General features: G+C 70.3%; 11 protein-coding genes. 2 read left to right on the top strand and 9 right to left on the bottom strand.

Annotated features, from left to right (window positions below):
- The first annotated feature begins 80 nt into the window (after nucleotides 1-80).
- Nucleotides 81-479 carry a PIN domain-containing protein gene (locus JNO44_RS31810; RefSeq protein ID WP_205367253.1) on the top strand — a complete coding sequence of 133 codons (399 nt, stop codon included), beginning with the start codon at nucleotides 81-83 and terminating at the stop codon, nucleotides 477-479.
- A gap of 108 nt (nucleotides 480-587) precedes the next feature.
- Here the strand turns inward: JNO44_RS31810 and JNO44_RS31805 are convergent, their stop codons facing one another.
- The 9 genes from JNO44_RS31805 to ngcE form a co-directional block, all read right to left on the bottom strand.
- Nucleotides 588-2,129, bottom strand: a complete 1,542-nt coding sequence (locus JNO44_RS31805; RefSeq protein ID WP_240167739.1) for an amino acid permease — start codon at nucleotides 2,127-2,129, stop codon at nucleotides 588-590.
- A 205-nt stretch (nucleotides 2,130-2,334) separates the two neighbouring features.
- Nucleotides 2,335-4,338, bottom strand: coding sequence for a 1-deoxy-D-xylulose-5-phosphate synthase (gene dxs, locus JNO44_RS31800; RefSeq protein ID WP_240167738.1), 2,004 nt, complete (start codon nucleotides 4,336-4,338; stop codon nucleotides 2,335-2,337).
- A gap of 281 nt (nucleotides 4,339-4,619) precedes the next feature.
- Nucleotides 4,620-5,894 (bottom strand): sugar ABC transporter permease, encoded by a 1,275-nt coding sequence (locus tag JNO44_RS31795; protein WP_205367251.1) that lies wholly within the window; start codon nucleotides 5,892-5,894, stop codon nucleotides 4,620-4,622.
- Nucleotides 5,891-6,691, bottom strand: a complete 801-nt coding sequence (locus JNO44_RS31790) for an ATP-binding cassette domain-containing protein (RefSeq protein ID WP_073448877.1) — start codon at nucleotides 6,689-6,691, stop codon at nucleotides 5,891-5,893. The genes JNO44_RS31795 and JNO44_RS31790 overlap by 4 nt, the downstream gene beginning before the upstream one ends.
- 139 nt (nucleotides 6,692-6,830) lie before the next feature.
- Nucleotides 6,831-7,874, bottom strand: a complete 1,044-nt coding sequence (locus JNO44_RS31785; RefSeq protein WP_205370870.1) for a sugar ABC transporter substrate-binding protein — start codon at nucleotides 7,872-7,874, stop codon at nucleotides 6,831-6,833.
- A gap of 197 nt (nucleotides 7,875-8,071) precedes the next feature.
- Nucleotides 8,072-9,271 (bottom strand): ROK family transcriptional regulator, encoded by a 1,200-nt coding sequence (locus tag JNO44_RS31780; RefSeq protein WP_205367249.1) that lies wholly within the window; start codon nucleotides 9,269-9,271, stop codon nucleotides 8,072-8,074.
- 222 nt (nucleotides 9,272-9,493) lie between these two features.
- Nucleotides 9,494-10,396, bottom strand: coding sequence for a carbohydrate ABC transporter permease (locus JNO44_RS31775; RefSeq protein ID WP_205367247.1), 903 nt, complete (start codon nucleotides 10,394-10,396; stop codon nucleotides 9,494-9,496).
- An 11-nt stretch (nucleotides 10,397-10,407) separates the two neighbouring features.
- Entirely contained in the window at nucleotides 10,408-11,331 is a 924-nt protein-coding gene (locus JNO44_RS31770) for a carbohydrate ABC transporter permease (RefSeq protein ID WP_039631905.1), read from the bottom strand.
- Nucleotides 11,332-11,407: 76 nt separating this feature from the next.
- Nucleotides 11,408-12,841 (bottom strand): N-acetylglucosamine/diacetylchitobiose ABC transporter substrate-binding protein, encoded by a 1,434-nt coding sequence (gene ngcE, locus JNO44_RS31765; protein WP_205367245.1) that lies wholly within the window; start codon nucleotides 12,839-12,841, stop codon nucleotides 11,408-11,410.
- A gap of 527 nt (nucleotides 12,842-13,368) precedes the next feature.
- On the opposite strand from ngcE, the gene JNO44_RS31760 reads away from it, so the two are divergent.
- Nucleotides 13,369-16,851: a GH92 family glycosyl hydrolase gene (locus tag JNO44_RS31760; protein WP_205367243.1), complete on the top strand. Its 3,483-nt coding sequence runs from the start codon at nucleotides 13,369-13,371 to the stop codon at nucleotides 16,849-16,851.
- Nucleotides 16,852-17,061: the final 210 nt, after the last annotated feature.

The following is a 17,061-nucleotide window of genomic DNA, read 5'->3' as shown; positions in this document are numbered from 1 at the left end:
GCTGGGTGGAGCCGGTCCGCGCGTCTTTCGCGTGCGGCGGGCGGGGCTGCCGACGGCCCCGCCCGTGGGAGGCTGACCGCATGGATTCCTTGGTCGTTGTCGATGCCGCGAACGTCGTCGGCTCGGTGCCCGACGGCTGGTGGCGGGACCGGCGCGGCGCGGCCGAGCGGCTGCGGGACGCGCTGCCCGGCTGTGCCGAGGCGGGCCTGCCGGGGCTGGCCGAACCGCCGCTGGAACTGCTGCTGGTGGTGGAGGGCGCCGCGCGCGGGGTGGCGTCGGTGCCGGGTGTGCGGGTGGTGTCGGCGGACGGCAGCGGCGACGACGCGATCGTGCGGCTGGTCGCCGAAGAGGGCGCGGGACGGGACTGCCTGGTGGTCACCGCGGACCGCGGCCTGCGCGAACGCGTGCAGGCGCTGGGCGCCCGCGTGACGGGCCCGCGGGCGGTGTGGGGCGGCAGGGGGCGGAGCGGGGCTCCGTAGCCGCCGAGAGCGGCGCCTGCGGCCGCCCGGGGAGGTACGCGCCGGGCGGCGGGCGGGGCGTTGCGGACCCGGATCGGACCGGATCGGATCGGATCGGATCGGACCACGCTAGGCCGTGTCGCGCTGTCGCCGGCGGACGGCGAGGCGGCTGTGGGTGCGCCCGTAGACGAAGTAGACGACGCAACCGAGCGCCATCCAGATCGCGAAGCGGATCCAGGTCTCGGCCGGCAGGTTGAGCATCAGCCAGAGCGAGGCGAGCACCGACAGCAGCGGGACGAACGGGACGAGCGGGGTGCGGAAGGCGCGCGGCAGATCGGGGCGGGCGCGGCGGAGCAGGACGACGCCGATGGCGACCACGACGAAGGCGAAGAGCGTGCCGATGTTGACGAGTTCGGCCAGCACGTCGATCGAGGTGAAGCCGGCGACCACCGCGACGACGACGCCCAGGACGATGGTCGAGCGGTGCGGGGTGCCGAACTTCGGGTGCACGCGGGAGAAGAGCTGCGGCAGCAGCCCGTCCCGGCTCATCGCGAAGAACACCCGGCTCTGGCCGAGCAGCAGGATCATGCACACCGAGGTCAGGCCGACCGCCGCGCCGAAGCTGATCAGGCCCGCGTAGAAGGGGTGGCCGACGTGCTTGAAGGCGTCGGCGAGCGGGGCGTCGACGGAGAGCTGGTCGTACTTCTCCATGCCGGTGACGACGACCGACACGGCGACGTACAGCAGGGTGCAGATGGCCAGCGAGCCGAGGATGCCGCGCGGCACGTCGCGCTGCGGGACGCGGGTCTCCTCCGCCGCGGTGGCCACGATGTCGAAGCCGATGAAGGCGAAGAAGACCACCGCGGCCGCCGCGAAGATGCCCATCACCCCGAAGTCGGACGGGGCGAAACCGAACATCAGCTGGGAGAGCGGCGCGGTCAGGCCGCCGCCGGCCGTGCTGGGCCGGCTGGGCGGGATGAACGGGTCGTAGTTGGCCCCCGAGATGAAGAACGCGCCGGCGATGATCACCAGCAGCACGACGGTGACCTTGACGCCCACGACCACCGTCGTCACCCGGGACGAGAGCTTCATGCCGAGCACCAGGATGCCGGTGATCACCAGGACCAGGACACAGGCGAGCAGGTCGAAGCCGAACTGCCCGCCGTGGCTGCCGGACAGCATCGACGGCAGGTGCAGCCCCCCGGTGTCGAGCAGCGAACGGACGTAGCCCGACCAGCCGACGGCGACCACCGCGCACCCCAGGGCCAGCTCCAGGATCAGGTCCCAGCCGATGATCCAGGCGGGCAGTTCGCCCAGCGAGGCGTACGAGAAGGTGTACGCCGAGCCGGCGACCGGCACGGTGGAGGCGAACTCCGCGTAGCACAGCGCCGCCAGCGCGCAGACCACGCCGGCGACGACGAACGAGAGCGCGACGGCGGGTCCCGCCTGCTCCTTGGCGATCTTCCCGGTGAGGACGAAGATGCCGGTGCCGATGACGACACCGACGCCGAAGACGGTGAGGTCCAGCGCCGAGAGGGACTTCCTGAGGGCGTGTTCCGGCTCCTCGGTGTCCTGGATCGACTGCTCGATGCTCTTCGTCCGCAGGACGCCGCGATCGCGGTGCGTCCCGCCCCCTGGTCCGTGTCCCTGTGGTCCGTGCTGTGTGCTCATGGGCGAACCTCCGCCTGGACTGCCCTCGCAACTCTCCTGAACTGACCGAGTCTCCGCAATGTCTGGAAATGGTCATCGTCGGCGGGGCCTCCGGGCCCGGGGATTCACCCGATGGGGTGGGGAATGGCGGAAATGCCGATGGGCCGGCCGGAACATCCGTGAGGACGTCCGGCCGGCCCATCGGGCGGGCGGTGCGGGCCGCGGGTCAGTCGCGGGCCACCTCGACGGGCGCGGTCGCGGCCTCGCCGTCGACCGCCTCCGGGGCGACCGGTTCCGCGGCGGCCGGGACGCCGGCGGTGCGCCCGGCGCCCGCGGCGTCGTCGTCGCGGTTGTCCATCTTGGCGACCAGCCCGGTCACCTGGCGGGCGATGTCCGGCGCGGTCAACCCGATCTCGGCCATGACCTCCTTGCGGGAGGCGTGGTCCAGGAACCGCTCGGGGATGCCGAAGTCGCGCAGCGGGAGGTCCACGCCGGCGTCCCGGAGCGCCTGGGCGACGGCCGAACCGACGCCGCCGGTGCGGATGTTGTCCTCGACGGTGACGACCACCCGGTGCTCGGCGGCCAGGCCCGGCAGCGCCTCGTCGACCGGCTTGACCCAGCGCGGGTCCACGACGGTGGTGGAGATGCCCTGCTTGTCGAGCAGGTCGGCGACCTCCAGGCACATCGGGGCGAGCGCGCCGACCGACACCAGCAGGACGTCCGGGCGCGCGACGGAGTCGGCCGGCCGGCGCAGCACGTCCATGCCGCCGACCCGGTCGACCGCCTCGACGGCCGGGCCGACCGCGCCCTTGGAGTAGCGCACCACGGTCGGCGCGTCGTCGATCTCGACGGCCTCCCGCAGCTGGAGGCGCACCTGCTCGGCGTCGCGCGGGGCGGCCAGCCGCAGGCCGGGCACGACCTGGAGGATCGACATGTCCCACATGCCGTTGTGCGAGGCGCCGTCGGTGCCGGTGACGCCGGCCCGGTCCAGGACGAAGGTGACGCCGCACTTGTGCAGCGCGACGTCCATCAGGACCTGGTCGAAGGCGCGGTTGAGGAAGGTGGCGTAGACCGCGAAGACCGGGTGCAGCCCGGCGGTGGCCATGCCGGCGGCGGAGACCGCGGCGTGCTGCTCGGCGATGCCGACGTCGTAGACCCGGTCCGGGAACGCCTTGGCGAACTTCTCCAGGCCGACCGGCTGGAGCATGGCCGCCGTGATGGCGACGATGTCCTCGCGCTCCTTGCCCAGCGCGACCATCTCGTCACCGAAGACGCCGGTCCAGTCCTTGCCGCCGGAGGAGAGGGGCAGGCCGGTGTCGGGGTGGATCGGGCCGATGCCGTGGAAGCGGTCGGCCTCGTCCTGCTCGGCGGGCTTGTAGCCGCGGCCCTTCTCGGTGAGGCAGTGGACGATCACCGGGCCGCCGAAGCGCTTGGCGCGGGCCAGCGCGGACTCCAGCGCCTCGATGTCGTGGCCGTCGATCGGGCCGACGTACTTCAGGCCCAGGTCCTCGAACATGCCCTGCGGCGCGATGAAGTCCTTCAGGCCCTTCTTGGCCCCGTGCAGCGTCTCGTAGAGCGGCTTGCCGACGACCGGGGTGCGCTCCAGGATGTCCTTGCCGCGGGCCAGGAAGCGCTCGTAGCCGTCGGTGGTGCGGAGCGTGGCGAGGTGGTTGGCCAGGCCGCCGATGGTCGGCGCGTAGGAGCGCTCGTTGTCGTTGACGACGATGACCAGCGGGCGGTCCTTGGCGGCGGCGATGTTGTTGAGCGCCTCCCAGGCCATCCCGCCGGTGAGGGCGCCGTCACCGATGACGGCCACCACCCGGTCGTCCCGGCGGCGGACCTCGTTGGCCTTGGCGATGCCCTCGGCCCAGCCCAGGACGGTGGAGGCGTGGCTGTTCTCGATGACGTCGTGCGCGGACTCGGCGCGGGAGGGGTACCCGGAGAGGCCGCCCTTGGCCTTGAGTCTGGCGAAGTCCTGTCGGCCGGTCAGCAGCTTGTGGACGTAGGACTGGTGTCCGGTGTCCCAGAGGACCTTGTCCTTGGGGGAATGGAAAACACGGTGCAGGGCGATGGTCAGCTCGACCACGCCGAGGTTCGGGCCGAGGTGTCCGCCGGTCTTGGAGACCGCGTCGACGAGGAAGCCGCGGATCTCGCCCGCGAGCTGCGTGAGCTGCTCCGGGGAGAGCCGGTCCAAGTCGCGCGGCCCCTTGATACGGGTCAGCAATGCCACCCCATGCCTCCTTGCTGCCGTAGGTCGAGCTTGCCGATCAGATGAGTCTAATGTTGCGTCCGCCGCCGGCGCGGCCGGGCCCGGCGATGTATGTCACTCGGGTGACAGCCGCCTCGAACGCCTGTTTCCAGCCGTCCCGGCAGTTCCCCGGGCGCGGCACGGCCCCCATCGGAAGACGTCCGATGGGGGCCGGTTTCCGCCGTGTCACACAGACTGTTGCAGTCTTACGACATTGCGCGGTTTCCGTACGCCGGGGCGCCCCGGCCCAGACGCGACAGGGCCTAGGTCCGCCCGGCGGTCTTCTGGGTCCGCCGGGACACCGAGTCGATCACCACGGCGGCCAGCAGCACCGCGCCGGTGATCATGTACTGGATCTCGCTGGCCATGCCGAGCAGGTTCAGGCCCTGCTGGATGGACTGGATCACCAGCATGCCCAGCAGCGCGGACCAGATCTTGCCGCGGCCGCCGAAGAGGCTGGTGCCGCCGATGACCGCCGCGGCGATGACGTTCATCAGGGTGTTGCCGGAGCCCAGGTTCTTGGTGGCGCCGCCGGAGAGGCTGGCGATGAACAGCCCGCCGAAGGCGGCGAGCATCCCGGAGATCGCGAAGACGGTGATCCGGACCCGGTTGACGTTGATGCCGGCGCGGCGGGCCGCCTCGGCGTTGCCGCCGACCGCGAAGATCTGCCGGCCGTAGCCGGTGCGGCGCACCACGAAGTCCGCGACGACCAGGACGCCGAGGAAGAGCACCAGGGCCAGCGGCAGCCCGCGGGCGCCGGACGGCTCGTTGAGGACGTAGGCGACGGCGAAGGCGATCACCGCGACCACGCCGGTGCGCAGCAGGATCTCGCTGAGCGGCCGGGACGGCAGGGTCGCGGCCCGGCGGCGGCGGCTGTCCAGCAGCAGGGAGCCCGCGTAGGCGAGGACCGCGATCAGCGCCAGGCCGTAGGCGGCGGCCTTGTCCGCGAAGTAGTAGCCGGTGAGGTTCTCCACCAGGCTGCCGCTGGGCGTGTTGATGGAGCCTTCCTTGCCCATCATCCAGATCTGCAGGCCGCTCCAGCCGAGGAATCCGGCCAGGGTGACGACGAACGCGGGCACGCCGATCTTGGCGAAAAAGAAGCCGTGCAGGACGCCGATGACGGCGCCGGCGGCGATCGCGATCAGGACCGCGAGCCAGTCGTTGACGCCGTGGGTGACGCTCAGCACCGCCCAGACGGCCGCGCCCACGCCGGCGACCGAGCCGACCGAGAGGTCGATCTCGCCGAGCAGCAGGACGAAGACGATGCCGACGGCCATGATGCCCAGGCCGGAGGTGTAGACGCCGATGTTGGCGAGGCTGCCCGCGGACAGGAAGCTGCTGTTCTTGAGCTGGAAGACGACCGCGATGATCACCAGGCCGACGACGACCGGCAGGGATCCCAGCTCACCGCCGCGGATCCGGCGCACGAACTCGCCGAAGTAGCCGGCGAATCCTCTCTGTCTGACCAGCAGCCGGGGGTCGACGGCGGCCGGCTGCGGGGTCTCCGGCGTGGCCTCGGCAGTCTGCTGTTCGTTCATGCCCCGGCCTCCTTCTTGAGCTGGTCGGTGCGCGCCTTGCGGCGGGTGACGGCGTTGTCGTCGGCACCGGTGATGGCGGCGATGATCTCTTCGTGGGAGGTGTCCGCGACGTCGAAGACACCGTTGTTGCGGCCCAGCCGCAGGACCGCCACCCGGTCCGCGACGGCCAGCACGTCGGCCATGTTGTGGCTGATCAGGATGACGCCGAGGTCGCGCTCGCGGAGCCGCTCGACGAGGTCGAGGACCTGCGCGGTCTGCTCGACGCCGAGGGCGGCGGTCGGCTCGTCGAGGATGACGATCTTCGGGTCGCCGATCAGCGCGCGGGCGATGGCGACGACCTGCCGCTGACCGCCGGAGAGCGCGGCGACGGGGATCCGGACGCTGGGGATCCGGATGGACAGGGTGTCCAGCAGTTCCTTGGCCCGCTTCTCCATGGCGATCTCGTCGAGGACGCCGGCGGTGCTGAGCTCGTTGCCGAGGTAGAGGTTGGCGACGACGTCGAGGTTGTCGCAGAGCGCGAGGTCCTGGTAGACGGTGGCGACGCCGAGTTCCTGGGCGTCGTGCGGCTTGGTGATGCGGACCGGTGCGCCCTCCCATTCGATGACGCCGTCATCGACCGGGTGGACGCCCGAGATGGTCTTGACCAGGGTGGACTTTCCGGCGCCGTTGTCGCCGACGAGGGCGACCACCTCACCGGCGCGGATCTCCAGCGTGACGTCGGTGAGCGCCTGGACGGCGCCGAACCGCTTGGAGACCCCGCGCAACGCCAGGACAGGCGTAGCGGACACGTGAATCATCTCCTTCACCGCCGTCGCTACGGCGGGAACGGTGGTGCGAGTGCGGGGGTGTGCGGGCCCCCGGCGCGGCGACCGGACGGCCACCGGGCCGGGGGCGGGGAGGGGACGGAAGCGGGCCGGACCGGGCCCGCCGCCCGCCTTACTTGATGCCCGCCGCCTCGCACGCCGCCTTGACGTCGGCGGTGCAGATCTGGCTCGCCTGGTAGACCTTGTCCTTCAGGATCGTGTCCTTGATGTTGTCCTTGGTCACGACCTGGGCGTCGTAGAGCTTGGCGGGGATGCCCTTGACCTCGCCGCTGAGGCTGTCCACCTTGGTGGGCGTCAGGGAGTCGGCCTTCTCGCCCTTGAGCAGCTTGACCGCGATCTCGGCGGTGGTGTCGGCCTGCGGCTGGATCTGCTTGTAGATGGTGAACGCCTGCTCGCCCTTGAGGACCCGCTGGAGTCCCGCGAGCTCGGAGTCCTGGCCGCCGACCGGGACGGTCATGCCCCGCTGCTTGAGGGCCGTGATGATGCCGCCGGCCATGCCGTCGTTGGCGGAGTAGACGGCCTGGATGCCGTCCTTGCCGAGCGAGTCGATGGCCGCGTTCATCTTCTTGTTGGCCTCGTCCGACGACCAGTCCGGGATGTCCTGCTCGTAGACGACCTTCTTGACCTGCTTGTCGAGGACGCTGTGGGCGCCCCGCTTGAAGAACGGCGCGTTGGGGTCGGTCGGCGAGCCGTTGATCATGACGACATTGCTGTCCTTGGCCTGGTCGCCGAGCGCCTTGACCAGTGCCTCGCCCTGGAGGCGGCCGATCTTCTCGTTGTCGTAGGAGACGTAGGCGGAGATCTGGCCCTCGGCCAGGCGGTCGTAGGCGACGACCTTGACGCCCTGCTTGGCGGCCTGGTCCACCCAGGACTTGGTGGCCTTGTAGTCGACCGGGTCCAGGACGATCACCTTGACGCCCTGCGTGATCAGGGCGTCGAACTGCTTCTTCTGGGTCTGGGTGTCCTGGTCGGCGTTGTTGTACTTGACCTTGCAGTCCGGGCAGAGCGCCTGGATCTTCTTGGTGATCAGCGGGCGGTCGAAGGTCTCGTAGCGGGTGGTCTTGTTCTCCGGCAGCAGCAGACCGATGGTCTTGCCGTCGCCGCCGCCCTTGGCGCCGTCGCCGGCCTTGCCGCAGGCGGCCACGGAGAGCGCCATCGAAACCGCTGCGGTGCCTATGACGACGCGACGCGTCCACACATTGAGCACATTCATTGGGGGTGCCTCCCTGACGTGGCCGCGTCGTTGCGGCCGAGGTGGCTGGAAGTCAACTCGGCCGCCAGCCGACCGTCAAGGAGTAAATCCTTAACGAGATGACAACGGTGCCATGCGTTAGGTGTGTGAACGTAAGCCGTTCACGCTATGGCTGCCGCGTCCGCGCCGCGCGCCCCGTCGAGCAGGGTCGAATCGCCCATCTCGCTCAGCACCAGGGCGAGCGCGCCCAGCACCTCGGCGCGACCCCCGAGGGTGCCCGGCACGATGCCCAACTGCCGTGCGGCGCTGGGGATCGCGTACCGCGACACCGACTCCCGGATCGGGCCGAGCACCAGCTCGCCGGCCTCGGCGAGGTCGCCGCCGAGCACCACCCGACTGGGATTGAGCAGATTGCACAGATTCGCCACACCGCTACCGATATGGCGTCCCACGTCCGCGATGACCCGGCGGCAGCCCGGGTCGCCCTCGCGGGCCAGCTGGACCACGCGCGGCATGGTCAGATCGGGGCCGTGGCTCGGCTGGAGCAGCGGGAGGACGTAGCGGGCGGCGGTGAAGGTCTCCAGGCAGCCGCGGTTGCCGCAGCGGCAGACCGGGCCGGACTCGTCCAGGGTGATGTGCCCGATCTCGCCCGCCGTGCCGCCCGGGCCGCGGTAGATCTGCCCGCTGATCACCAGGCCGGCACCGACGCCGCTGGCCACCTTGATGTACGCCAGGTCCGCCGCGCCGCGGCCGCCGCCCCACACCAGCTCGCCCAGCGCGCCGAGGTTGGCGTCGTTGTCGACGTAGACGGGGACGCCGAGCCGCCCGGACAGCTCCTCGCCCGGGTTGGTCCCGGACCAGCCCGGCAGGATCGCGGTGGAGCCCAGGGTGCCGGACTCCACGTCGATCGGACCGGGGACGCCCAGCCCGACGCCGATGATCTTGTCGGTGCTGACCCCGGTGCGCGCGATCAGCCGACTGACCAGCTGCTCGGCCCGGTCGAAGCCCTCGGCCGCGGAGGCGTCCACGTCGATCGGCTCGGCCTCCTCGGCGAGCACCTCGTGGGCGAGGTTGCCGACCGCCACCCGCAGGTGGGAGTGGCCGAAGTCGACGCCCACGACGATGCCGGCGTCGCCGGAGAGCGAGACGCTGCGCGCCCGTCGGCCGCCCGCGGAGGTGGGCGTCACCTCGACCGTCCCGCCGCCCTTCAACTCACGAACGATGTTCGAGACGGTGGCCGCGGACAGCCCCGTGCTCCGGGCGATCTCCGCCTGGGTGAGCGAGCCCGCCATGCGCACCGCTCGGACGACCCGCTCCAGATTGGCCCGGTGCAGCGAGGACTGCGACCCCGGAGTCTCCATCGACTCATCCACTCCCGCCTGGGGCGGACAGTGCGACGACTGCCCGCCGGCCGCACCCACGTCATCGGGGGACGGCAACCGATTTCAACATGTGAACTCTAAGCAGAACTCCAGCGGGGAAGTCTCGTCAAGGCGTTGAGCCCGAGCAGCATCGGGGCGGCCGGACATACGGGAAGGGCGGCCCCGCCCGGTGCGGGACCGCCCTTCGCCACGCGGCGGGCGCTACTTGAGCGCGCCGGCCGTCAGTCCGGCCTGCACCTGCCGCTGGAAGATGATGTAGACGAGCAGCACCGGCAGCATCGCGATCATCATGCCGGCCATCAGACCGCCCCAGTCGCCCTGGTAGCCCTGCTGGAGCGCGAGGTTGGCCAGGCCCTGGGTGAGCACGTACTTGTCCTCGTCCTGGTTGAGGACCATCGGCAGCAGGTACTGGTTCCACTGCCCCAGGAAGTTGAAGATCCCGACGCTGATCAGGCCGGGCTTGGCCATCGGCAGCATGACCTGGAAGAACGTCCGGGCGTGCGAGGCACCGTCGATCATCGCCGCCTCCGCCACCGAGGTCGGCAGGGTGCGGAAGAACGCCGTCATGAAGAAGACGGTGAACGGCAGCGAGTAGGCGATGTAGACGGCGATCAGCCCCTGGTACGTCGCCAGCAGCGGCAGGCCGGGGAAGTCCCGCAGCACGAAGAACAGCGGGATCACCAGCATGAAGACCGGGAAGGACATGCCGGCGACGAAGAGGTAGTAGATGAGGCGGTTGCCGGGGAACTCGAAGCGGGCCAGGACGTAGCCCGCCATGGAGCCCAGCACCATCGTCCCGGTGAGCGAACCGCCCACCACGATGAGGGTGTTGAGGAACATCTTGCCGATGTTGGCCTTCTCCCAGGCGTTGATCCAGTTCTCGAAGTGGAGCTTGCCCGGGAGGGACCAGGGGGTGGTGAGGATGTCGCCGCTGCTCTTGAACGAGCTCCACAGCACCCACAGCAGCGGCATGCCCACCATCAGCGCCCACACGACGAGCATGCCGTGCGAGAAGACGTTGAGCGTGCCGCCCTCGGAGGTCCGGCGCGGCCGTGCCGCGGTGGCCCGGCGCGGTCGCGCCTCGGTGGTCTCTGTCGTCGTCATGCGCCCTGCCCCTAGTACTCGATCCGCTCACGGCGCGCGAAGCGCATCGTGAGGACGGCGAACAGCAGCGTGACGACGAGCATCGCGACGCCCATCGCCGCCGCGTAGCCGAACTGACTGTCGCGGAAGGCGGTCAGGTAGAGGCGGAGCGGGACGACGTCGGTCGCGCCGTCCGGACCGCCCATGTTGACCGACATGATCTGCACCAGCGCGAACGCGTCCATCGCGATGATGCCCATGTAGACCCAGCCCGTCTGCACGGTGTCCCACAGCAGCGGCAGGGTGATCCGGAAGAAGGTCTGCGAGCGGCCGGCGCCGTCCAGCAGCGCGGCCTCGTAGATCTCCCGGGGAATGGAGGCCATGGCGGCGGAGAACAGCACGACATAGAAGCCGACGTTGGCCCAGACCATCACCAGCATGATGCAGGCCAGCGCCAGGCTCCCCTCCCCCAACCAGGCGCTCTGGAAGGAATCCAGACCGACCACGCCCAGCAGCGAGTTGAGCATGCCGTCGTGCGGATCCGGATTGTAGATGTTGAACCAGATCACCGAGATGATGGTGATCGAGATGACCTGCGGGAAGAAGTAGACGAATTTGTAGAACGTCGCGCCGCGGACGCCGGTGATGACCGCGCCGCGGCGGGCCCGGCCGCCGACGTTCAGCATGAACGCGAAGAACAGTCCCAGCGCCAGTGTGGCGATCGGCACCAACACCAGCATGACGACGTTGTGTTTGAGCGCATTCCAGAACTCATCGCTGTGCAGGAGTTTGCCGTAGTTGGCCAGCCCGACGCTCTTGGCGGTGCCGCGCAGTCCGCTCCATTCCGTGGTGGAAATCTGGAACGCCTGGACGAACGGCGAGATCACGAAGATCCCGTAGATGAGCAGAGGCAGGGCCAGGAACCCCACGATGAATCGGTACTTGCCGTGTCGCATGAGCTCCCCGGCCCTCCCTGGTCAGCGGTGGTACGTGGACGGATTCCCGGTCACGAGGCCCGGTCGGGAAACGCGGTCAGGAAGCGCGGTGGAACTTGGTGACCGAACTGTCCTTGGCGACCTCGTCCGCGTATTGCTGCGCCTTCTTGATCCAGTCGGCCGCCTTGAGCTCACCGGTGAGCAGCTGGCTGGTGAGACCGCCGAGCTTTTCGTCGGTCAGCTTCGGGTACCACTCCTGGAGTTGGATCATCAGGAGGTTCTTGCCGCCCTCCTTGACGGCCTTGGCGGCGGACGCCAGGCCGGGCGAGAGCTGCATTCCGTCGGTGGCGCCCTGGACGGCGGTGAGCGACTTGACCTTGGTGGCGAAATTCTGCGCGTGCTTCTTGGAGACCAGGATCCGCAGCAGTTCCATTCCGCCGAGCGGGTTCTTGCCGCCCTTGGCGACGATGAACGGCTCGCTGGGTTCGGCGCGCAGGGTGCCGTGCGGCATCTTGTCACCGCTGCCGCCGTCGAAGAGCGCGCCGACGGCCATGTCGAAGTCGGCCGGGGTGGTGGGCGCGGCCTCGTTCTCCACCCAGGAGCCGTTGGGGATGAAGGCGGCCTTGCCGCGGGTCCAGGCGGTCTGCGACTGGATGTGCGTCAGGCCCTGACTGCCCTCCAGGAAGTAGCCCTTGGCGGCCAGTTCCTCGTAGTGCCCGACGACCTGCTTGACGGCGTCGTTGGAGGTCCAGGCGCCCGGCTCCAGGTTGTCGATGGCGATCCACTTGTCCAGGCCGCCGATCTTGGCGATCTGCGCGAACAAGTTGAAGTGGACGTAGTACGGGTACTTCCCCGGATACGTCCAGGGGGCGATGCCGGCCTTCTTGATCTCGGCACAGAGCTTGATCATGTCGTCGAAGGAGGTGGGATAGGCCCAGCCCTTCTCCTTCAGCAGCTTTTGGGAATACCAGGTGCCGTACACCGTGAAGGCGTAGTAGAAGACGTCGAAGGCGTCCTTGTGCTTGCCCTTTTCGACGGTGCTCGGGTAGAGCGTGTCCCGGACCTTCTTCTTCGGGTCGTCCAGTGACGGGGCGTCGAGCAGCGCGGTGAGGTCCTGCAACTGCCCCTGCGCGGACAGCTTGTTCATATCCAGGTGGTCGGCGCCGGAGTTGTCGATCAGGTCGGGCGGATTGCCGCCGGCGAAGCGCGGCTGGAGTTTGGGGCCGATCTGCTGGGTGCCGGTGTGCTTGACCGTGACGCCGTAGGTCCTGTTGTAGTCGGCCTCGGCGTCCTTGGCGTACTGGTCGCCCAGACCGCCCTTGAAGATGAATGCCTCCAGCGGGGCGCCGTTCTTCACGCCGAGCGGATTCTTGGCGGAGGTCGTGCCCTTGTTCTTGAGGCCGTCGTCCGAGCCGCCGCCGCCCCCGGTGGCGCAGGAGGTCAGGGTGCCCACGGCCGGTACCGCGAGAATTCCCAGGGCCGCGGCCCGCTTGACCAGATCGCGACGGCCTACTTCTGAGGTGGATCCCATGCTCAAGTCCTCGCCTTCTTCAGGACTCAGGCGGTGCACCGGAGCCACCCCGGCACCGCGGGTCAGATGAAGCTGAGTTGTACGGGATGTGCACCGGGCGAGCTAGGGATGTGCGGGGGATGTCGTCCGTCCCCGCTTTCCCCCCGGATTCCGGCCTGGCGGTCGTACGGCCGGTTTCGGACGCCGATAGGTATAGTCCACTTCCGGCCGAACGGGCAAGATCGGATACCGGGTTGGTCGGGAGTCTTTCCCTAGTTGAGACCTCCCCGGTATGCGCCTTCGGCAGCCCTCCTCGGGGGCGCGGCCGGGAGCGCGCGACCGGCGACGCTCGGCCGAGGTGCGACGTCGGCGCTTCCCGTGGGGCCGGCGCCCGTACCGGGCGGCGGCCGGAGCCGGTGCGCGCACCGGACTTCGCGACACGGCCGGCGCCGCCCCGGCGCACCCTTGACACCCATGCCACCGGGCACCTTACTTATCTCCTGCACTACGCAACTGACAACGATGTCAATCCCGTTGAGAGGGCTCGCGTGCGGCACAGACACCGGCAGCACAGACACCGGCACGGTCCACTGCGGACGATCGCCCGTCCCGCCGCCCTCGTGGCGGCCGCCCTGCTCGTCGTCTCCGCCCCGGGCGCAACCGGCGCGGCCCAGGCAGCCCCGCCCCGGCCTCAACCGCCGGGCACCGCGGCCGAGTTCCGCTCCTCCTTCGAACCCGGCCAGCCGGCCCCGGACTGGACCGACGCCGTCGAGACCGGCCCGGACGGCCGGCCGAAGACCTCCGGCGTCGCCCCCTCCCCCGCAGCAGCTGACGCTGCGCCCCCTCACAGCGGGCCCGGTATGGACACCGCCCCCGGCACCGGCCCCGCCGACTCCCCCACCGCCAAGGCGCACGCCGGATTCACCGGCGGCCACGCCCTGCGCTACGCCGGCACCCACACCGCCGCCGGCCGGGCCTACTCGTACAACAAGCTGTTCGCGGTGCAGATCCCCGTCACCCCCGCCACCACGCTCTCGTACAAGCTCTTCCCGGAGCTGACGGAGACCGATCTCGACTACCCCGCCACCCACGTCGCGGTCGATCTGGCCTTCACCGACGGCACGTACCTGAGCGAGCTGGCCGCGACCGACCAGTACGGGACCCCGCTGACCCCCCAGGGCCAGGCCGCCGCCAAGACGCTCTACGTCAACCAGTGGAACAACCGGGAGTCGCGGATCGGCGCCGTCGCCGCCGGGAAGACCATCGCCCGCGTCCTGCTCGGCTACGACGCGCCGCGGGCCCCGCGCACCGCGCCCGCCTTCCGCGGCTGGCTCGACGACCTCGTCATCGCCCCCAAGGCCCCGGAGAAGCCGCTCGGCCACCCCTCCGACTACGCGGTCACCACCCGCGGCACCCTCTCCAGCGGCGGCTTCTCGCGCGGCAACACCTTCCCCGCGACCGCAGTGCCGGGCGGCTTCACCTTCTGGACCCCGGTGACCAACGCCGGCTCCACCGACTGGCTCTACGAGTACGCGCGGAAGAACAACGCCGACAACCTCCCCACCCTCCAGGCGTTCGGCGCCAGTCACGAGCCGAGCCCCTGGATGGGCGACCGGCAGACCTTCCAGGTCATGCCGTCCCTCGCGGCCGGCGCCCCGGACGCCTCGCGCACCGGGCGCGCGCTGCCCTTCCACCACGAGCGGGAGACCGCGCGGCCGTACCAGTACGCGGTGACCTTCGACAACGGCCTGCGCACCGAGATCGCGCCGACCGACCACGCCGCGGCGATGCGGTTCACCTTCCCCGGCGCCGACGCCAACCTGATCTTCGACAACGTCAGCGACAAGGGCGGTCTGACCCTGGACTCCGCGCACGGCGTCGTCTCCGGCTACTCCGACGTCCGCAGCGGCCTCTCGGTCGGCGCCACCCGGCTGTTCGTCTACGGCGTGGTGGACGCACCGGTCACCGCGAGCGGACCGCTACCGGGGGGCGGGGGCAGGGGCGTCACCGGCTATCTGCGGCTGCGACCGGGCGCCGACCGCACGGTGACGCTGCGGCTGGCCACCTCGCTGATCGGCGTCGAGCAGGCGAAGGCCAACCTCGCCCGGGAGATCCCCGACGGCACCTCCTTCGCCACCGTCCGGGACCGCGCCCGTGCGCAGTGGGACGCGCTGCTGGGCCGCGTCGAGGTCGAGGGCGCCACCCGCGACCAGCTGACCACCCTCTACTCCAGCCTCTACCGGCTCTACCTCTACCCCAACTCCGGCTCCGAGCAGGTCGGTTCGCGGGTCCGCTACGCCAGCCCGTTCTCCCCGCCGGTCGGCCCGGACACCCCCACGCGCACCGGCGCGAAGATCGTCGATGGTGCGGTGTACGTCAACAACGGCTTCTGGGACACCTATCGCACGACCTGGCCGGCCTACGCGCTGCTCAGCCCCGGCCGGGCCGGCAAGATGGTGGACGGGTTCGTCCAGCAGTACAAGGACGGCGGCTGGATCTCCCGCTGGTCCTCGCCCGGTTACGCGGACCTGATGACCGGGACCAGTTCGGACGTCGCGTTCGCCGACGCCTACGTCAAGGGCGTGCGGTTCGACGCCGAGGCGGCCTACGACGCGGCGGTGAAGAACGCCACGGTCGCCCCGCCGGCCGCCGGCGTCGGCCGGAAGGGCATGGCGACCGCCCCGTTCCTCGGCTACACCAGCACCGACACCCGCGAAGGCGCGTCCTGGGCGCTGGAGGGCTACCTCAACGACTTCGGCATCGCCCGGATGGGACAGGCCCTCTACGCCAAGACCCACAACCCCCGCTACAAGGAGGAGTCGGCGTACTTCCTGGGCCGGGCCCGGAACTACGTGCGCCTCTTCGACGACCGCACCGGCTTCTTCCAGGGGAAGGACGCCCGGGGCGGCTGGCGGCTGCCGCCGGACCGCTTCGACCCCCGCGTCTGGGGCTACGACTACACCGAGACCAACGCCTGGACCTTCGCCTTCGCCGCCCCGCAGGACACCCGCGGACTGGCCAACCTCTACGGCGGCCGGGCCGGCCTGGCGAAGAAGCTTGACGCCTACTTCAGCACCCCGGAGACCGCCGCGAAGCGGTTCGCCGGCTCCTACGGCGACGTCATCCACGAGATGACCGAGGCCCGCGACGTGCGGATGGGGATGTACGGGCACAGCAACCAGCCCTCCCACCACATCGCCTACCTCTACGACGCGGCCGGGCAGCCGTACAAGACGCAGGAGAAGGTCCGCGAGGTGCTCTCCCGGCTCTACCTCGGCAGCGAGATCGGCCAGGGGTACCCCGGCGACGAGGACAACGGCGAGATGTCCGCGTGGTATGTCTTCAGCGCCCTGGGCTTCTACCCGCTGGTGATGGGACAGGGCGAGTACGCGGTGGGCTCACCGCTGTTCACCAAGGCCACGATCCATCTGGAGAACGGCCGGGACCTGGTCGTCAACGCGCCCCGCAACAGCGCCCGGAACGTCTATGTGCAGGGCCTCCGGGTGAACGGGAAGCCGTGGAACTCCACCGCCCTGCCGCACGCGCTGCTCGCCCGCGGCGGGACCCTGGACTTCGCCATGGGCCCCCGCCCCTCCCGTTGGGCCACCGGTCCGGACGCCGCGCCCACCTCGATCACCGAGGACGACAAGGTGCCCGCGCCGCCCACCGATCTGACCGTCCCGGACGGCGGCCCGCTGACCGACGACACGTCCGACACCGCCGCCACGGTCTCCCGCGCGACCTTCACCGTCCCCGCCGGCGCCACCGTCTCCTCGTACACCCTCACCTCCGCCACCGCCGCGAAGGCGCCCGGGGAATGGCTCCTGGAGGGCTCCGACGACGGAGAGCACTGGGTCGCCCTGGACCACCGCAGCGGCCAGCGCTTCACCTGGGACCACCAGACCCGCCCCTTCGCCCTGCCCACCCCCAGCACCCACCGCCACTACCGCCTCACCCTGCCCCACCCGGCCACCCTCGCCGAGACGGAACTGCTGGGGGGAGGCGCCCGAGTCGGGGCGGCGCGGCCCTGACGGGCGCGGGACGGCCCCCGGACGGCACGTGTCGGAAGGATCACAGGGCGGAACAACAGGGGCGGAGTCGGACAGACGGACCGGGGCCTGCCGCGCCGGGGGGTGTCGGACGCGCGTCTTCTCACGCGTTTCGCGGGGTTCCTTCCACCACTGCCGAATTGTCGCCCGGGAAAAGGTTGTACGGCCGGAACGGGAGCTTCCGCGCCTGCC

Source organism: Streptomyces noursei (genome assembly GCF_016917755.1).
In the GTDB taxonomy this organism is placed as follows: Bacteria; Actinomycetota; Actinomycetes; order Streptomycetales; family Streptomycetaceae; genus Streptomyces; species Streptomyces yunnanensis.
This window is presented reverse-complemented; position numbering and strand designations above follow the sequence as displayed.